The organism is Methanothermobacter wolfeii (assembly GCF_025397995.1).
In the GTDB taxonomy this organism is placed as follows: domain Archaea; phylum Methanobacteriota; class Methanobacteria; order Methanobacteriales; family Methanothermobacteraceae; genus Methanothermobacter; species Methanothermobacter wolfei.
Genome location: NZ_CP104550.1, coordinates 1,425,695 through 1,440,398, shown reverse-complemented (window position 1 = coordinate 1,440,398; position 14,704 = coordinate 1,425,695). Strand labels below are relative to the sequence as shown.

The following is a 14,704-nucleotide window of genomic DNA, read 5'->3' as shown; positions in this document are numbered from 1 at the left end:
TCCAAAATGGAAATGCTACCAATAGTTAAGATAGTACCGGAATACAACCTGACCCTTGATCCATCCACCGGTATGATAGGGGCTTCTCTTGGAAGAGAAGTTATAATATTATCCATGGATGAAATAAACGAACAGATAGCTGCACTAGAGGCTACAGCAGATGATCTGATTAACTCACTGGACCCAACAACCGTTTCCGAGGGTTCCTACCCTGGAAGGGAAGGTGTTTATCTCACAGCAGGTAAACTCACAAACATGGTCTATGGGTTCATTCTTGGTCTGATCATCATGTTTGCCGTGCTCTTATAGGAGGTGTTATGAGTGGTTGAAAAGAAATCACCTGCTGAAGGATGGCCCGTGGTTAACGGGGACTACATTGTAGGGGACCCTGAAAGTCCAGTGGCTGCCACCACCCTTGCCTCACACATAGAGGACGTTCCAGTAGAAGCAGGCGCTGCAATCGCAGGGCCATGCAAAACAGAGAACCTCGGTATTGAAAAGATGATCGCCAACCTCATATCAAACCCCAACATCAGGTTCCTCATTCTATGCGGTTCAGAGGTCCAGGGCCACATAACAGGTCAGAGTATAGAGGCCCTCCACCAGAACGGTGTTGACCCTGATAAAAGGAACATCATCGGTGCAACCGGTGCAATTCCATACATAGAGAACATACCTGATGAGGGTATTGAGAGGTTCCAGAAACAGCTGGAAATTGTAAACCTCATTGACGTTGAGGACGCCGACGCAATCAAGGCCAAGGTCAAGGAGTGCATCGAGAAGGACCCAGGGGCATTCGAAGAAGAGGCAATGATTATAAAAGTGGAAGAAGGCGGCGAAGAAGAAGAGGGAGAGGAAGTCAAACCTGTGGCTCCTGAAACAGCCCTTATAGAGGCCAGGATGAGGAACATCCAGACACAGGTTAAGATGATAGGTTCCACCAACAGAATGTTCGCCGGTATGTACTCAGGTAAGGTTCAGGGCATAATGATCGGCCTCGCCTTCACCCTGACACTGGGTATACTTCTACTGGTCTAGGGAGGTTTCCAGATGATTATACTATCCAATAAACCCAACATACGTGGCATCAAGAACGTTGTAGAGGACATAAAATACCGAAACCAGCTCATCGGTAGAGATGGCAGGTTATTCGCAGGTCTAATAGCCACAAGGATTTCAGGTATAGCCATCGGCTTCCTCCTGGCAGCACTCCTTGTCGGCGTGCCTGCAATGATGAGCATGTTAGGGGTGATCTGATGTCAGATGAAGAAAAAACCACAATACCCCGCGTACTTGTCTCTGCTGATGAATTCAACAGGGCCAACGAAAGACTTGATGAAATCGAAGAGAAGGTGGAGTTCACCGTCGGCGAATATTCACAGCGCATAGGACAGCAGATCGGTAGAGATATAGGTATTTTATACGGTATTGTGATAGGTCTGATTATCCTTGCAGTAACCAACATACTGTTTGCAGGATTGTTAAGAGGACTTTTAAGATCCCTATTCGGACTATAACTCGGAGGTTTACATATGTTTAGGTTTGATAAGGAACAGATCGTACTGGATATAGCTGGAACCAAAATTGGTGGTCAGCCAGGAGAGTACCCAACTGTTTTAGCTGGAACAATATTTTATGGTGGACACAGTATCATCGATGATGAAAAGGCAGGTGTCTTTGACAAGGACAAGGCAGAGGAACTCATAAAGACCCAGGAAGAGATGTCTGACGTCACAGGAAACCCTCACATCGTCCAGACCTTCGGTCAGACACCTGAGGCAATCGTGAAGTACCTTGAATTTGTGGGTGACGTTACAGACGCACCATTCTTCATAGACTCAACATCCGGTGAGGCAAGGATCGCCGGTGCACAGTACGCCAGTGAAGTCGGCCTTGAGGAGAGGGCAATCTACAACTCAGTTAACATGTCCGCCGATGAGTCAGAACTTGAAGCCCTTAAGGACACAAAACTCTCAGCTTCAATTGTCCTGGGTTTCAACCCAATGGACCCAACAGTTGAGGGTAAAATAGGCATATGGGAAGACGGTGCAGGCACAATAGACAAGGGTCTCCTTGAAATGGCAGCCGACTGCGGTATTGACAAGTACCTCATGGACGTTGCTGTAACACCACTCGGTCAGGGTGCAGGTGTTGCTGTGAGGACATCCTTCGCAGTTAAGAGCAAATGGGGTTACCCTGTTGGTAGCGGTATACACAACGTGCCATCAGCATGGGACTGGCTCCGAGGATACAAGAAGGACCACAAGGAGGCCTGGCCTGTCTGTGACGTTGGATCCAACCTGATCCAGCAGATGGCCGGTGGTGACTTCGTCCTTTTCGGTCCAATAGAAAACGCAAGGATAGCCTTCCCTGCCTGTGCAATGGCTGACATATTCATAAGTGAAGCAGCCAAGGACATAGGCACAGAGCCAGTTGAGGACCACCCATTCTTCAAGTTGCTCTAGGAGCAACCAAAATTTATTTTTTTCCAACATGTTTTAATACTTATTTTATTTTTTATATTAACAAATTATTTAAATAGGAGAAGACGGCAACATACTTCCGTGATAAGGTTTTAAGTGACCATGCACAATTAATATACTGGTTCATCTGGTGATCCAGTGGAAACATCAGGATAAACTTTAACGGTGGTACCTTGATTGAGAGAATACTAATCCTGGTAGCTGCCCTTGCAGCTTCTTTGATTATCGTCATAAAATCAGCAGATTTATTTGTAGACAATCTCGTGGACCTTGGATCATCCTTCGGGATATCAGAGGTTATACTTGGTGTCACAGCATCTGCAATCGGCACATCACTCCCTGAATTCGGATCAGCACTCATAGCATCCCTCTCTGGAAGCACGGATATAGGGGTGGGGTGTGTTATAGGATCAAACATATGGAACATTGCAGGGATACTCGGTATCTCCGCGGTGGTTGCCGGGGTCATAGAAACAAACACCGATGGACTTAAAAGGGATTTCAGCGCAACCATTCTAACCGGACTGGTTCTACTGTTTTTCATGTTCTTTGGAAGCATCGGAAAAGTCGCAGCGGTCATAATGGTCGTGGTCTACCTGGTATACCTCATGCGCCTTATAAACGCCCAGAAGGCGTATTCAAAGGACAGTTCAAATGAAAGGATGAAGGAACCCCTTGATGTTAAAAAGATTGGACTTACGGTGCTTGGATTCACGGGTCTTGTAATAGGCTGCCGTATCCTTGTATACACGGGTGTTGAACTTGCAGACATTGCAGGGATCCCTGCCATGATAATGGGGCTCTTCACCCTCGCCATAGGTACAAGCATACCTGAACTTGTTGTTACACTATCCTCCGCTGTTAAGGGACTTCATGAACTCTCAATAGGCACAGTACTTGGAAGCAACACCTTCAACATACTCATAGGCATAGGGGTACCTGCCATGATAAACCCGGTCCCTGTTGAACCACTGTCACTGAGCTTCGACGCCCCGGTGATGATCCTTGTGTCCGTACTCCTTGTCCTCCTTATCAGACAGGGGGGCATGAAACTTAGAAGGAGCGGGGGAATTATTTTACTTGCAGTATACATATCATATATTGTAATGAGATTGTTTGTACTGGCGTGATTGAAATGTACCGTAAAATTCTTGTTCCAACAATGGGCGAATACATGGATGAACTCATAGAGCACACACTTGACCTCCTGCACGGCAGAGAAGCCGAGGTTATCTGCCTCTATGTTGTTGACACCTCGGTCCCGTTCCTGACACCTAAAAAGGTTAAGGAGATGATGATCAGGGAACTCACAGCCCGCGGAAAGGAGATACTCCGAGACATGGAAAAGGCCCTTACAGGTTCTGGAAACCCCAACATCAAGTTCAGGGGTGTTATGCTTGAGGGCGACCCGGCAGATGAGATAGTTAAACTTGCAGAGGAGGAGGCTGTTGATGTGATCATAATGGGGACAGGTAAGAGCCTCGTGGACAAACACCTCCTTGGCAGTGTATCAGAGAAGGTCGTACACTACGCCCCATGCACCATACACCTGGTAAGGACAGTTTAAATTTATCAGCGGGATTCTTCTTCACCACTTCACCATTTTATTTTTCCATTTTCAGGGGCTACAGAGCCACAGGGAAGGGTTAACTTTTATTATTTTCTATCGGCGCCTATTCATAAGATTTATATTATTTCCTGGAATACAATATTACATTGAATAAGGGGGTAATCACTTGTCATTTTTGAGTAAAATCTTCGGTCCCAAACCGGTAATTGCAAAAAGCAGATTCATAACCATAGAAGATACGAGAGCGGCGCCATTCACAAAAAAAACTGTTGGATCCGGCTACTCAATGCGCCCGGATGTATACTACATCGTGGCATCAGTTGAACTCGGTAACACAACAACAAAGTGCATACTCACAGCAACCAACTTCAACACGAGCCGCAGCTACCTCCTCGACAAGACAGTGAAGATGACACGTGACATAAGACCCCCGAAGGAGTGCGAGGAGGTCTTCGGCAAGACTGTCTGGGGGGTTGAACTTACAAAGGAATCAGTATCCGAACTTGTAAGGGACACCATCCTTGAATCAGTAAAAAGGGCGAAGGTTGACATCGAAAAGGACCTTGACTTTGTTGTAAGATCAACCGGTGTTACAGCAGGCTTCGGGTCTCCTGAGGAGGTGGGGAAACTCATAATAGCCCTTGCAGAGGGTTGCCTCAAGGCAGGGATACCCCCCAGGAAGATGGCCCCGGCCCTGTCCATAGACAACATACCCGAACGCCTCAGGGATTTCTCCTACCTGGACAGGGTAATCTTTGACGGTGCGGTTGCAAGCGTGATACCCCCAACCGGCAGGGAGGTTGTTGCAAATGAGATGGAGGGGGAACTTGTAACGGCCGGCATAAAGCTTGGCTCAAAGTGGACGACCGTTGACTACAGGAACCCATGTGTTTCCCTTGACTTCGGGACAACCCTCGCCGGCCGTATAGTTAATTCAGATGAACCCTACGCAAGGACCGTTGGCAACTTCTGCGGACTCGCCGGTGCCATATCCGACGCCCTTATAAGGGGTACCGAGATGGTTGACTGCAGGGGAGGCGCAGCACTGGACCTCTACAAGAAATCAATCATGAAGGGCGCCAACTGGAAGAAGGCGAAGGAAAACGCTGCCATGATCCATGAGGAGATCATAGACATCCGCAAGGTACCCGTGAACAGGAAAAGGTTCGGTACGGTCCCCGTGGATACAGAGGCGGCCTACACCGCAGGCACAACACTCATAGGATGCGATGCAGGCAAGAACGGTGATAAACTCCCTGAACTCACAGAGATAGGCCATACAATATACCAGGAGGATGGTATACACACCCTCTTCGCAACCCTTGACCATGTGAGTGCAATGATAGTTAAAAGGCTCATAGATGAGGCCTTTGATGAGGAGGTTATAGAGGAGGGCTCTGTGCTCGGGGTCACAGGCAGAGCAGGTATAACAGGTACAAAGCCAAAACTCATACTCGAGTACGTTAAGGACAGATTCGCTGACTGCATCTTTGTATCGGATGCCCTTGCACTGGGAGCTGCTGTCATGGCACGTTGCATGAACTCAATGGGGACACCCCACACACCCATCGGAGGCAGACAGAACGGGCCATGCATCCTTGGCATGAGGAGAAAGCTCCAGTCACGCAAGGAAGATAAGTGGATTGAATGATTAAGGTGCGGGGTTGCCAATTGGCTAACCATAAGTTAAGCGGACCTGATGGGATGAGGGCGCTTGTAATGGCCGGTGGAAGGGGCACCAGGCTGAAGATGGATAATGAAAAACCACTTATAAGGGTTTTGGGAAGGCCCCTCATTGATCACGTCCTTGAAAACCTTGAATCAGCAGATAAAATCACGGATATAACCGTGGTGACCAGTCCAAACACTCCACAGACAGAGAAGCACGTTAAAGATAAGGGGTACGCTGTCATCAGGACCTCGGGGCGTGGATACGTTGAGGACCTCCAGGAGGTGCTTGAAAAGCTTGAAGGGCACCCTGCTGAACCCTTGTTTATCATGAATGCAGACCTCCCCCTTGTTTCAGGTTCAACCATAGACTGGATAATATCAGAGTACACATCTTCGGAGGAGCCGGCCATGTGCGTGGCTGTCCCTGAAGAGCTCTGCAGGAAGCATGGAATTGATGTTAATGGATGGATGGATGGATTAGTACCCTGCGGGGTAAATATATTAATGAGTAGAAACATAGTACAGACCGAGAAGATCCTTGAGGCTTCCATACTGGAACTGGCTGTTAATGTAAATACCCCCAGGGATTTGAGGATTCTTGAGGAAATTTTAGGTGAGAATGATGGAAGAAAAGAAGCTGATTAAAGGGGAAGAAAAGTACTGGAGTGAGATAAAGGGCTACCAGGTGGCCACCAACAACGCCCGCATCCTCGGGGAGCTGGAGGAGCTCATAATCAATGACAAGACAGGCAAGATAACCGATGTTGTCATAAAGGTTGAGAAGGGAAGGAATGTGAATGTTAAGGGGGCGAAGAAGAAGGGCGACTACCTCCTGGTGCCCTTCGGCAAGGTAGAGAAGGTTGGTGAGTTCATCATAATCTCAGAATAGACCTGGCCACCATATTTAAAAGGTTAATGATCCCTTTACCAGGTACATCTAATTTTATTAAAAAAAGAATTTTTTCAGGTTCTAATTCTAAAATAAAAGGAATGTTCTTTACATTCCCTTAAGGCTCATGTCAAGCATCCTCTTTGTTTCAGCGGCCAGTTCAGGTGGCAGTCCTGTTATGTCCATGCTCAGGAATCCACGGACTATCATTGAGGCTGCTTCATCCTCTGTAAGCCCCCTTGATGTGAGGTACATGACCTCCTCCTCAGCTATCTTTCCAACGGCCGCCTCATGGGACATTTCAAGTTCAGTGGCACTTCCCTCAAGCTCGGGGACAGCGTAGATCATTGAATCATCTGAGAGTACAAGTCCATGGCATTCAAGGTGACCCTTTACCTCAGGGACCCTTCCTGCCAGGTGACCCCTTGAGTAGATCTGTGAGGCGTCTTTGGAGACCGCACGTGAAACTATCTCAGCACTTGAACCCCTGCCCTCAAGGATGACCCTTGAACCCACATCCAGGACAGAATCCTTCTGACCACCAAGGATTGACTGGAACACGACCCTTGAATTTTCACCTGTACAGTAGGCTGTTGGATAGGACTGTATGCTCTTAACGGGGCTTGTCAGTATATAGTTATTTATGTAGGTGGCGTCGTCACCCACCATGATACCCGTCCTCGGCCGGACCTCAACCTGTTCGGCCCAGTTATGGACCATGGTGAAGGTTATCTTGGCACCCTTCTTAAGGTAGAACTCGGATACACCCACATGGAGGGCTGAACTCACATCCTCGCCGGTGGCGCATCCTGTGATTATATGGAGTTCAGAGTTCTCCTCGGCTATTATGATGTTGTGGGCTGTCTGCATGACATTCTCATCACCTATGAACATGCAGGCCTGGAGAGGGAAGACCTCCCTTGAACCGGGCATGGACCTTATGAAGTAGCCCCCCATTTCACCTTCAGCTTCCCTGAGGGCCGTTGTTGCGGTGTACTTGTCGGTATCGACAGCGACGGCCTTCCACATGTAGTCCTTCAACCAGCTGTACCTGTCGAGGGCGACGTTCATCCCCATTATCTCTATGGATTCAGAGGCGCAGGTTGTGCAGATACCTGACTGGTCCACCTGTATGAACGTACCTGCCCTTTCCCTCTCCTCAGGGTCAACACCCACCTTCAGTAGGGTCTCCTGGACCTTCTTCGGAACCTCCCTGGCCCTCGGGACCTCTTCATGTTCACCTGCCTCCTCCTTTATGAACCTTTCAAGGTCAATGTCCTCACCATAAAGGGCCTTCTTGTCCCTGGCCTTTTCAGCCTTCTTCAATGTATCCCGCAGCATTCAACACACCCCTTGAATCCATCCTTCCTTATATCTTCAATGATCTCATCAGGGTTACCTGAACATGCAATTCTACCATCCATGAGCACATGGGCGGTGTCTGCATTCACGAAGTTCAGTATGTATCCTAGGTGGGTTATGAGGAGCCCTGATTTCCTCCTTAAACCCGGCTTCTTGTCCTTATCAAGAAGCACATTTATCTCCTCTGCAAGGAGCTCAACGTTTTCTATATCCACCCCTGAGTCTGGCTCATCAAACATTATGAAGTCAGGTTTCTGGGCGAGTAACTGGAGTATCTCGGACCTTTTAACTTCACCACCTGAGAATCCAAGGTTAACATCCCTTTCAAGGAAGCTCTTATCAAATTTCATCTTCCTTGCAAGTTCAATGAGCTCCGGTGTTAACTCGTCCTCGGTTGTAAGGCCACTTTCAACCTTGAGGAGGTCCATGAGTTTCACGCCCCTGATGACAGGGGGGTTCTGGAAGCTGACACCGATACCCATCCTTACCCGTTCGGTTGTGCTGAGCTCGGTTATGTCCTCACCCTTGAAGATTATCTGGCCACCCGTAACCCTGTACTTCGGGAAGCCGAGGATCGTCATGAAGAGCGTGCTCTTACCCGAACCATTGGGGCCAAGGAGTACATGGGTTTCCCCTTCATCAATATAGAGGTCTATGTCCTTGAGGACCTGCCTTCCGCTAACCTCAACTGCAAGGTCGGTTATTTCAAGAAGCAGTTAAACCACCACCATTTTTCTTTATATGATTAATATTCTCTGCATGAAATAAATATGTTCTTATCGGTCCTTAAAGTCGACGATGAATGATTCAAGTAGCTGAAGGGCCCTCTGAATCCCTGATTTTTGCCTTTCAAGGATCCTTTCAGTGTCAGGGTATCTCAGGTCTGCATGGACCTCCGAGTTTATAACATCCCACCGGTCCCTGCTTGCAATCGCAATACCACCCCTCCCGATACCCGCGGTTGTACCTATACCTATATCCGAATCTGCAAGTTCCCTCACGGCCCTTGCCATCATGAGGGCCACCTCCTCATCCTCCTCCTCACCGTAGACCTTTATGTCGTTTATCGTCGCCCTTGGCATGGGGGGTTCAAATCCAAGTATGTTCCTCACACCCGACAGGGTTGGTATGAAGAGCCCTGCCACCAGGACGAGTTCCGCGCTGATCTTCCAGTTATAATTCAGCGGGTAGCCCATTGAGAAGGCATGTATCTCCCGCGCCACCTTACCATGGGTAAAGCACTCTGCAGTGGCAACCCTTATCATTCCATTCTCCTCCTCAGGAGTTTAAGCACCTCTGATGTCATCACCTCGGAGACCCTGTCAAGGACGTAGGGTGTGACGGGCTCCCAGTCCCTTATTAGTTTACCGGTCCCCACAAGCAGGTGGTCCCTGATCCCTGCAGCCTGGAGATACTCAACAACAGGGTTTTCAGGGGGGGCCTCGTCCAGCCATTCCACCTTCACATCATCCCTGTCTATACCGAAGACTCCCATGGTGCTTATGGTTGCAGCTCCTGATCTATGGGCGTGTTTTATTATATCCGCAGTCACAGGGAGGGTGTCGCCTCCTGCAATCTGTATGCAGACAACATCGCCACTGATGAGGTCAAGGTTCTCTCCTGTGATGTACTCGGGAAAACCCTTCACCTCCCTTGAGAAACCCTTACCTGCAAGTCCCTCGATGAACCGGGCCTTGTAGTCACCCACCCTTGCACCGAGGAACCTGAATATGAGGTCATCTGCAGATATCCTCTGGCCGTCAATAACGTTTATCCTTGATGGTCCCCCCCTGTGGATCTGCATGAGGTTCAGGGCGGTCCTGAAGCCCAGCCTCCCTGCACCGACAAGGGTGACCTCTCCGTGGGGTGATTTTCTCTTCTCAAGTTCAGCGATGTCCAAGTTATCAGCCTCTCAAATTTTTATCCTGTGAAGAGCCCTGAATGGACCGTGACACCATCATGGGTTCAATCCGGTGCCATGTACTCCTGCCAGGGCGTCCCGGTGTCAAGGATATCGGCGGTGATGCCAAAGTCCTCTATGATGTCACGGAGCCTCAGAAGGCCGGGCATCTCGGTTGAGTAGTGTCCGGCGTCAACAAGGGTTATCTGGAGGTTCCTTGCAAGGACAGCGCACCTGTGGGTCAGGTCCCCTGATATGAAGGCCGAAACCCCCTCATTGAACGCCCTTATTATGAGGTCCTCCTGTGATAGTCCGAATCCCGATACAACAGCGACCCTGTCAATGTTCTCTGCAGGATTAACTATCCTGATTGATGAGGGGTTCAGTCCGGAGACCCTCTCAAGGAGTTCATCCAGGTAGATGTCCCCACTGCATATACGGCCGATACCGGTTGCAGGGTCAAGTAATGATTCAGGGTAGAGGTTGAGGGCCTCTGCAAGGGCATCGCATGCCCCGCCATCTGCCACGTCCCAGTTGGAGTGTATGACGTAGTAGGGTACGGGTGGTCTCAGAAGGGGAGGGTGGTGGAGTACCAGGAGGTCGTATCCATCCACAACCGCACCCTCAATGTAGTCCATCATGATCAGTGCAGATTCAACACTGATGTCCGGGCCATGATACCCTACAGGGTCCCCTTCAAGGGCAAGGGACTCAGGGGCTATTCCATTCATGATTTCAACGAACTCTTCTATTCTAATTTTTTCACCCTTCAGCATGTTATTCATTTAAATAAGTCTGCAGGGATCACCCTGGATTTTATCATGGAAAGGTTTCTCTCAAGGACCGTGTCACAGTCAACGTCAAGGAGGGAGGACACCATAAGGGCCGTAGATTCTAGGCGACTGAGGAAACCTGCAGGGTCCTTCTTCCTGAAGAGTAGCCTTTCAAAGAACTCAAGGGTGGCGGTGCTGTAGAGGACACCATCAAGTTCCATGATGTCAGCCATTGACCGTCTGAGGACCTCAACGGTGAGGGTCATGGTGCCCGAGGTCTTTGTCCTAAGCCCCCAGGTACGGAGGGATCCCCTGTAGTCTGATTCAATCATATCAAGCCTTTCTTCTGTTTCATTTAACCTCATTATGGTTCCGTCACTGCCATCAGAGGTGGGGTCCTCAACGAGGAATGCTCCTGAATCAAGGCCTGAGAGTTCATCCTCCCCCACACCACCCAGGCCCGTTGTGTCTACGATGAGGTCCCAGGTCCCGCTCACATCATGGATGCTATCATGGAATTCCACACCCTCACCAAGGAGGAATTTCAGCTGGGGATTTATATCAACCACCGTGACCTCACAGTCAAGGCTCTCTGCAATGAATGCTCCTGTGAAGTATGAACCGATTATAAGGGCCCTTTCTGGTCTGAGTTTGATATCATCAAGCCACCCTGTGACTGCAGAGGCCTTGGTTTTACCTATATGTCTGATTATGTCATGGACCGTGTATTCCGAGAAGAAAGTCCTGACGGTCTCTGTTATTCCTGTCTCATAGGATCCCATTTCAATCATTCCAGTTTCATCATTTTTCCATGGTGAAACCTAGCCTTTCAAGGGCAAGTCTCATCTCGGATCTCACAGCTTCAGCCACGGGTTTCCCATGCAGTACATGTGGTGGGGAGGTGGCTGCTGATAGCAACCTGCCCCTGGAGTCCATTATTACAAGGAGTGAACCTGAACCCGGCACACCCAGCCTCCCCCTGGCTATCACAAGGTCAGCACCAGATATATCCAGGGCGAGGAGGGCCTTTGTAACAGCGGGCATCCTTGTAAGGTCAACCCAGCTGGTGTTGAACTGGAGGTGCTCCGCCTCTGGGAGGCCGAATTCGGCCAGGACTTCATTTATGACCCTTATTTTTTCCTGGTTCCAGTTGGGCACCGCTATCCGCCCGGCGCTCCTGATGTAATCCCTTATGGCCCTAACTTCTTCCTCCCGGTCACCGCGCCTCCTGTTTTCTGCAGATTCAAGGTAGGCTTCCCTGATAAGGTCCTCCAGCATTCAATCACCTGCTTTGTCTCATGTAAGAGTCCAGTTACTGTATTTATGCACATTTATGGAAATTAGGCAGTAACTGTCTGATGTTAGATTATTGCAATGACGATATAAAAAATTAGTTAGAGGATTGCAACACCCTCTGCCTCAGGTGCAAAATTTAACTGTGGTTTGAGACCCATCTCCTGGATGACCATGAGGACATCGTTGAGGTTGCCGTACCTTGGTGAACCCACACCCTTGACGTCATGGGGGTATCCGTCGGGTATGACGGTTGCAAGGTTATCTGCACCTGCCATGAGTGAGAACCTGGCATTTTCAGGGCCGATGGTTGGTGTCGGAACGGTTATCCTGATATCTGGGTAGAGGATCCGTGTAATGGCTATGGTCTTCATCTGTTCGTCAAGTGGACATGGGGGGTGGTTCTCCATGGGGGTGCCGCTGTAGGGGTTGAAACCCATTATGGGTATCTCACCAAGGCTTTCAAATTCATCCAGAAATCTGAGGTGTCTTATTCGATCAGCATAACTTTCACCAAGCCCGATGAGAAGACCGCTTGAAAGTTCTATTCCACTGTCACATACAGACTCGCATACCCTTATACGATCTTCAAGCCTTTCACCCGGCTTTATAAGATTAAAAAGATCATTATTGATGGTTTCAAGGTTGCAGCAGACAGTGTCAGTTCCGTAGTCTGCAAGTTTTCTTGTTGAGCTTAAGGTGAGGTCGGCTCCAACATTTATGAGGAGCTCGAGTGAGGTGTTCTCCTTGACTATCTCAGCAGCCTTAACCGCGTGTTCCCCATTAAAGCCGTGGGCTCCTGAGCAGCTGACCCGTGGAATCCCTGATTCCTCTATTATCCGTACCGCTTCAAGTATCTCATCATCGGTTTTGAAGAAGGGGGTGTAGTATCCATTTTTTGATGTGCCGGCGGCGAATCCACAGTACCTGCACCTTGGGGTGACCTGGCAGATGTTTGTTATGTGCACCGTTGATGTTAATTTAACACGATCCCTGTGGTCGCGCATGATATTGAATGCTGTGTCCATCAGGTCTGCAAATTCCTCTGGCCTGTTTATCCTGAACAGTTCAAGTAATTCCTCATCACTAAGGGGGTTCCCGGACTCTGCCCTTTTAAGTATCCTGTTTATCAATTTAACACCGGTTTAAGCTGCTTTATCAGGATTGATAAGAAGTTTTTGTTTAACTCATTTATGCTATAAAAAATAAATAAATTTTTTCCGGGATGAGCCCGGTTATTTTTTCCTCTTCTCGAGGACTTCAAATACTGTTGGCAGTATTTCTGCTGATGCTCCGAAGTTCATGGAGTCGGCGGTACCCAGAAGTGCACCGGGGTCAAGGCTTTCTTCCATTTTGTCTATTCCAACCTTATCCATGAGGGCTGTTAACTGTTCGAGTGACTCCTTGGCCATCATCTGTGCGAAACCTGCAGGTGCACCGAGGACCTGTGTAACTGAGTCCCTGTAGGTGAGTATACCGGCGTATGTTATGGCTGTGAGTGCAGAGCACATGTCACAGACAGGTCCCAGGAGTTCGGCTGGCAGTTTGTATGCGTTGCCCCTTGCCTTCTGTCCGAGTTCGAAGAGGGTGTTTATGGCTTCCTCTGAGGCGTAGCCCTCTGCAATGTAAACCTGCCCCTTCATTTCAGGTACAGCACCAGGGTGGTAGGATGTTACGTTGAGTGTTTCAGGTCTGGTTACGAGGTCACCGTGTTTTTCTTCAAATATCTTGTAGAACTTGGTGGTTGGGATTGTACATGCGTGGGTGACTATTGCACCTGGTTTTATGTCGTCTATGAATTTGTTGATTATGCCTGGCTGCATGTCACCCTTAGGGAACCAGGTCATTATGAAGTCAGCATCTGCAACAGCTTCCCTGTCATCGGTTGTTATTTCGAATCCAAGGTCTTCAGGGTGTGTGAAGTGGATTGCGCCTTCAGGTGGTTTTGGAAGTTCCTTTGCAACTTCGTTGACCTTTTCCCTTATCTGGGGCATTATCTTTTCAGGGTCCTCCTTGTGGGCCTCTATAACGTCCTCGTAGGCGAAGTCGTCTATCACTGTGAACTGGTTGTCAAAGACAGGGTCGGCGACAACGACTTCATCCACACCTGCAAGTTCCTTGAGCTCTGCACCCATTGTTATTGTGGAATGGGTCATGGCTATTTCTGGTTTTCCAACCATTTCAGCGACTTCGCAGGCCCTGGAGAAGTTTGTTATTCCACTGGCCGCGTGGGTCCTGTAACATCCTGCACCTAGTATTGCAAGTTTCATATTTATCACTCCATTCAGTAATACTACCTATTTTATTAGTAGTACAAATTAATCTGTTAGCGATATAAATATACTTTTTGATCTTTCTTAAACCAAAAAGCTCATAAATAGATTCTATGGTTCCTTTCAGATCCTTGAAAATCATCAAAACGGGAATCACGGTAAACCTGTTGAGAACCACTATGTTATAATAATATATTAAAAATTATTAAAATATTAATATTAATTTTACTGGTTACATGCCTCCAGATTTCATCTTAAAACATCTGAAGACCATCCCTCATGCTGGGAGGGGCATAAATATCATAGTACAGCCATCGGACCCCACCCGATCATTAATATTAAAAAATAAAAGTTTATTACTAAATTCTCTTTTTTCTTCTGATATTAACCATCTGCATTTCAGGACATTCAAGGAACCTATCAAGGATTATGAAGCATTTAAAAGTCCTGATATTTCTAATATCGCATCTAATGTATCATTTTGTCTTGT

The 14,704-nt window shown here is 48.3% G+C and carries 19 protein-coding genes; 10 read left to right on the top strand and 9 right to left on the bottom strand.

Translation table 11 applies throughout. The features are described from left to right. Positions 1–6 precede the first annotated feature (6 nt). From mtrB to N5910_RS07790, 10 genes are all read left to right on the top strand, one after another. Positions 7–309: a tetrahydromethanopterin S-methyltransferase subunit MtrB gene (gene mtrB / locus N5910_RS07835; RefSeq protein WP_074359428.1), complete on the top strand. Its 303-nt coding sequence runs from the start codon at positions 7–9 to the stop codon at positions 307–309. A 12-nt stretch (positions 310–321) separates the two neighbouring features. Further along, positions 322–1,038, top strand: a complete 717-nt coding sequence (gene mtrA, locus N5910_RS07830; protein WP_074359427.1) for a tetrahydromethanopterin S-methyltransferase subunit A — start codon at positions 322–324, stop codon at positions 1,036–1,038. A gap of 12 nt (positions 1,039–1,050) precedes the next feature. Then, a complete protein-coding gene (mtrF, locus tag N5910_RS07825) occupies positions 1,051–1,257 on the top strand; it encodes a tetrahydromethanopterin S-methyltransferase subunit F (protein WP_074359426.1) in 207 nt (68 codons plus the stop codon). Next, a complete protein-coding gene (gene mtrG, locus N5910_RS07820; RefSeq protein ID WP_074359425.1) occupies positions 1,257–1,517 on the top strand; it encodes a tetrahydromethanopterin S-methyltransferase subunit MtrG in 261 nt (86 codons plus the stop codon). Before mtrF ends, mtrG begins: the two co-directional genes overlap by 1 nt. A 15-nt stretch (positions 1,518–1,532) precedes the next feature. Then, a complete protein-coding gene (gene mtrH / locus N5910_RS07815) occupies positions 1,533–2,465 on the top strand; it encodes a tetrahydromethanopterin S-methyltransferase subunit H (protein ID WP_074359424.1) in 933 nt (310 codons plus the stop codon). A 194-nt stretch (positions 2,466–2,659) separates the two neighbouring features. Continuing rightward, entirely contained in the window at positions 2,660–3,613 is a 954-nt protein-coding gene (locus N5910_RS07810) for a calcium/sodium antiporter (RefSeq protein WP_370518350.1), read from the top strand. Between the two features lie 5 nt (positions 3,614–3,618). Next, the gene (locus N5910_RS07805; RefSeq protein ID WP_261599524.1) at positions 3,619–4,050 is read left to right on the top strand and encodes a universal stress protein; all 432 of its coding nucleotides are present in this window, start codon (positions 3,619–3,621) and stop codon (positions 4,048–4,050) included. Between the two features lie 169 nt (positions 4,051–4,219). Then, on the top strand, positions 4,220–5,704 hold the full coding sequence (locus N5910_RS07800) for a methanogenesis marker 14 protein (protein WP_261599523.1): 1,485 nt from the start codon (positions 4,220–4,222) through the stop codon (positions 5,702–5,704). A 20-nt stretch (positions 5,705–5,724) separates the two neighbouring features. Then, positions 5,725–6,369 (top strand): TIGR00454 family protein, encoded by a 645-nt coding sequence (locus N5910_RS07795; RefSeq protein ID WP_261599522.1) that lies wholly within the window; start codon positions 5,725–5,727, stop codon positions 6,367–6,369. Further along, entirely contained in the window at positions 6,347–6,613 is a 267-nt protein-coding gene (locus N5910_RS07790; RefSeq protein WP_074359420.1) for a PRC-barrel domain-containing protein, read from the top strand. Before N5910_RS07795 ends, N5910_RS07790 begins: the two co-directional genes overlap by 23 nt. Positions 6,614–6,721: 108 nt before the next feature. Here the strand turns inward: N5910_RS07790 and N5910_RS07785 are convergent, their stop codons facing one another. The 9 genes from N5910_RS07785 to hmd form a co-directional block, all read right to left on the bottom strand. Further along, positions 6,722–7,954: a SufB/SufD family protein gene (locus N5910_RS07785; RefSeq protein WP_074359419.1), complete on the bottom strand. Its 1,233-nt coding sequence runs from the start codon at positions 7,952–7,954 to the stop codon at positions 6,722–6,724. Continuing rightward, on the bottom strand, positions 7,936–8,691 hold the full coding sequence (gene sufC / locus N5910_RS07780) for a Fe-S cluster assembly ATPase SufC (protein ID WP_074359418.1): 756 nt from the start codon (positions 8,689–8,691) through the stop codon (positions 7,936–7,938). Before sufC ends, N5910_RS07785 begins: the two co-directional genes overlap by 19 nt. 60 nt (positions 8,692–8,751) lie before the next feature. After that, positions 8,752–9,240 (bottom strand): UPF0254 family protein, encoded by a 489-nt coding sequence (locus N5910_RS07775; protein WP_074359417.1) that lies wholly within the window; start codon positions 9,238–9,240, stop codon positions 8,752–8,754. After that, a complete protein-coding gene (locus tag N5910_RS07770; RefSeq protein WP_074359416.1) occupies positions 9,237–9,875 on the bottom strand; it encodes a hypothetical protein in 639 nt (212 codons plus the stop codon). Before N5910_RS07770 ends, N5910_RS07775 begins: the two co-directional genes overlap by 4 nt. Positions 9,876–9,940: 65 nt before the next feature. Further along, positions 9,941–10,660: a Nif3-like dinuclear metal center hexameric protein gene (locus N5910_RS07765; protein WP_238337893.1), complete on the bottom strand. Its 720-nt coding sequence runs from the start codon at positions 10,658–10,660 to the stop codon at positions 9,941–9,943. After that, positions 10,657–11,439 (bottom strand): DUF1188 domain-containing protein, encoded by a 783-nt coding sequence (locus tag N5910_RS07760; RefSeq protein ID WP_261599521.1) that lies wholly within the window; start codon positions 11,437–11,439, stop codon positions 10,657–10,659. The genes N5910_RS07765 and N5910_RS07760 overlap by 4 nt, the downstream gene beginning before the upstream one ends. A 10-nt stretch (positions 11,440–11,449) precedes the next feature. Further along, on the bottom strand, positions 11,450–11,926 hold the full coding sequence (locus N5910_RS07755) for a DUF3236 domain-containing protein (protein ID WP_074359415.1): 477 nt from the start codon (positions 11,924–11,926) through the stop codon (positions 11,450–11,452). A 116-nt stretch (positions 11,927–12,042) separates the two neighbouring features. Further along, positions 12,043–13,074: a 5,10-methenyltetrahydromethanopterin hydrogenase cofactor biosynthesis protein HmdB gene (gene hmdB, locus N5910_RS07750; RefSeq protein ID WP_074359414.1), complete on the bottom strand. Its 1,032-nt coding sequence runs from the start codon at positions 13,072–13,074 to the stop codon at positions 12,043–12,045. Positions 13,075–13,176: 102 nt separating this feature from the next. Then, a complete protein-coding gene (gene hmd, locus N5910_RS07745; protein ID WP_074359413.1) occupies positions 13,177–14,211 on the bottom strand; it encodes a 5,10-methenyltetrahydromethanopterin hydrogenase in 1,035 nt (344 codons plus the stop codon). Positions 14,212–14,704: the final 493 nt, after the last annotated feature.

Excerpts from the sequence above, each read along its gene's own strand:
- N5910_RS07785 (WP_074359419.1), bottom strand. The coding sequence starts at position 7,954 with ATGCTGCGGGATACATTGAAGAAGGCTGAAAAGGCCAGGGACAAGAAG.
- N5910_RS07760 (WP_261599521.1), bottom strand. The coding sequence starts at position 11,439 with ATGATTGAAATGGGATCCTATGAGACAGGAATAACAGAGACCGTCAGG.
- N5910_RS07755 (WP_074359415.1), bottom strand. The coding sequence starts at position 11,926 with ATGCTGGAGGACCTTATCAGGGAAGCCTACCTTGAATCTGCAGAAAAC.
- N5910_RS07805 (WP_261599524.1), top strand. The coding sequence starts at position 3,619 with ATGTACCGTAAAATTCTTGTTCCAACAATGGGCGAATACATGGATGAA.
- mtrF (WP_074359426.1), top strand. The coding sequence starts at position 1,051 with ATGATTATACTATCCAATAAACCCAACATACGTGGCATCAAGAACGTT.
- N5910_RS07765 (WP_238337893.1), bottom strand. The coding sequence starts at position 10,660 with ATGAATAACATGCTGAAGGGTGAAAAAATTAGAATAGAAGAGTTCGTT.
- mtrB (WP_074359428.1), top strand. The coding sequence starts at position 7 with ATGGAAATGCTACCAATAGTTAAGATAGTACCGGAATACAACCTGACC.
- N5910_RS07790 (WP_074359420.1), top strand. The coding sequence starts at position 6,347 with ATGGAAGAAAAGAAGCTGATTAAAGGGGAAGAAAAGTACTGGAGTGAG.
- mtrH (WP_074359424.1), top strand. The coding sequence starts at position 1,533 with ATGTTTAGGTTTGATAAGGAACAGATCGTACTGGATATAGCTGGAACC.
- N5910_RS07775 (WP_074359417.1), bottom strand. The coding sequence starts at position 9,240 with ATGATAAGGGTTGCCACTGCAGAGTGCTTTACCCATGGTAAGGTGGCG.
- hmd (WP_074359413.1), bottom strand. The coding sequence starts at position 14,211 with ATGAAACTTGCAATACTAGGTGCAGGATGTTACAGGACCCACGCGGCC.
- mtrG (WP_074359425.1), top strand. The coding sequence starts at position 1,257 with ATGTCAGATGAAGAAAAAACCACAATACCCCGCGTACTTGTCTCTGCT.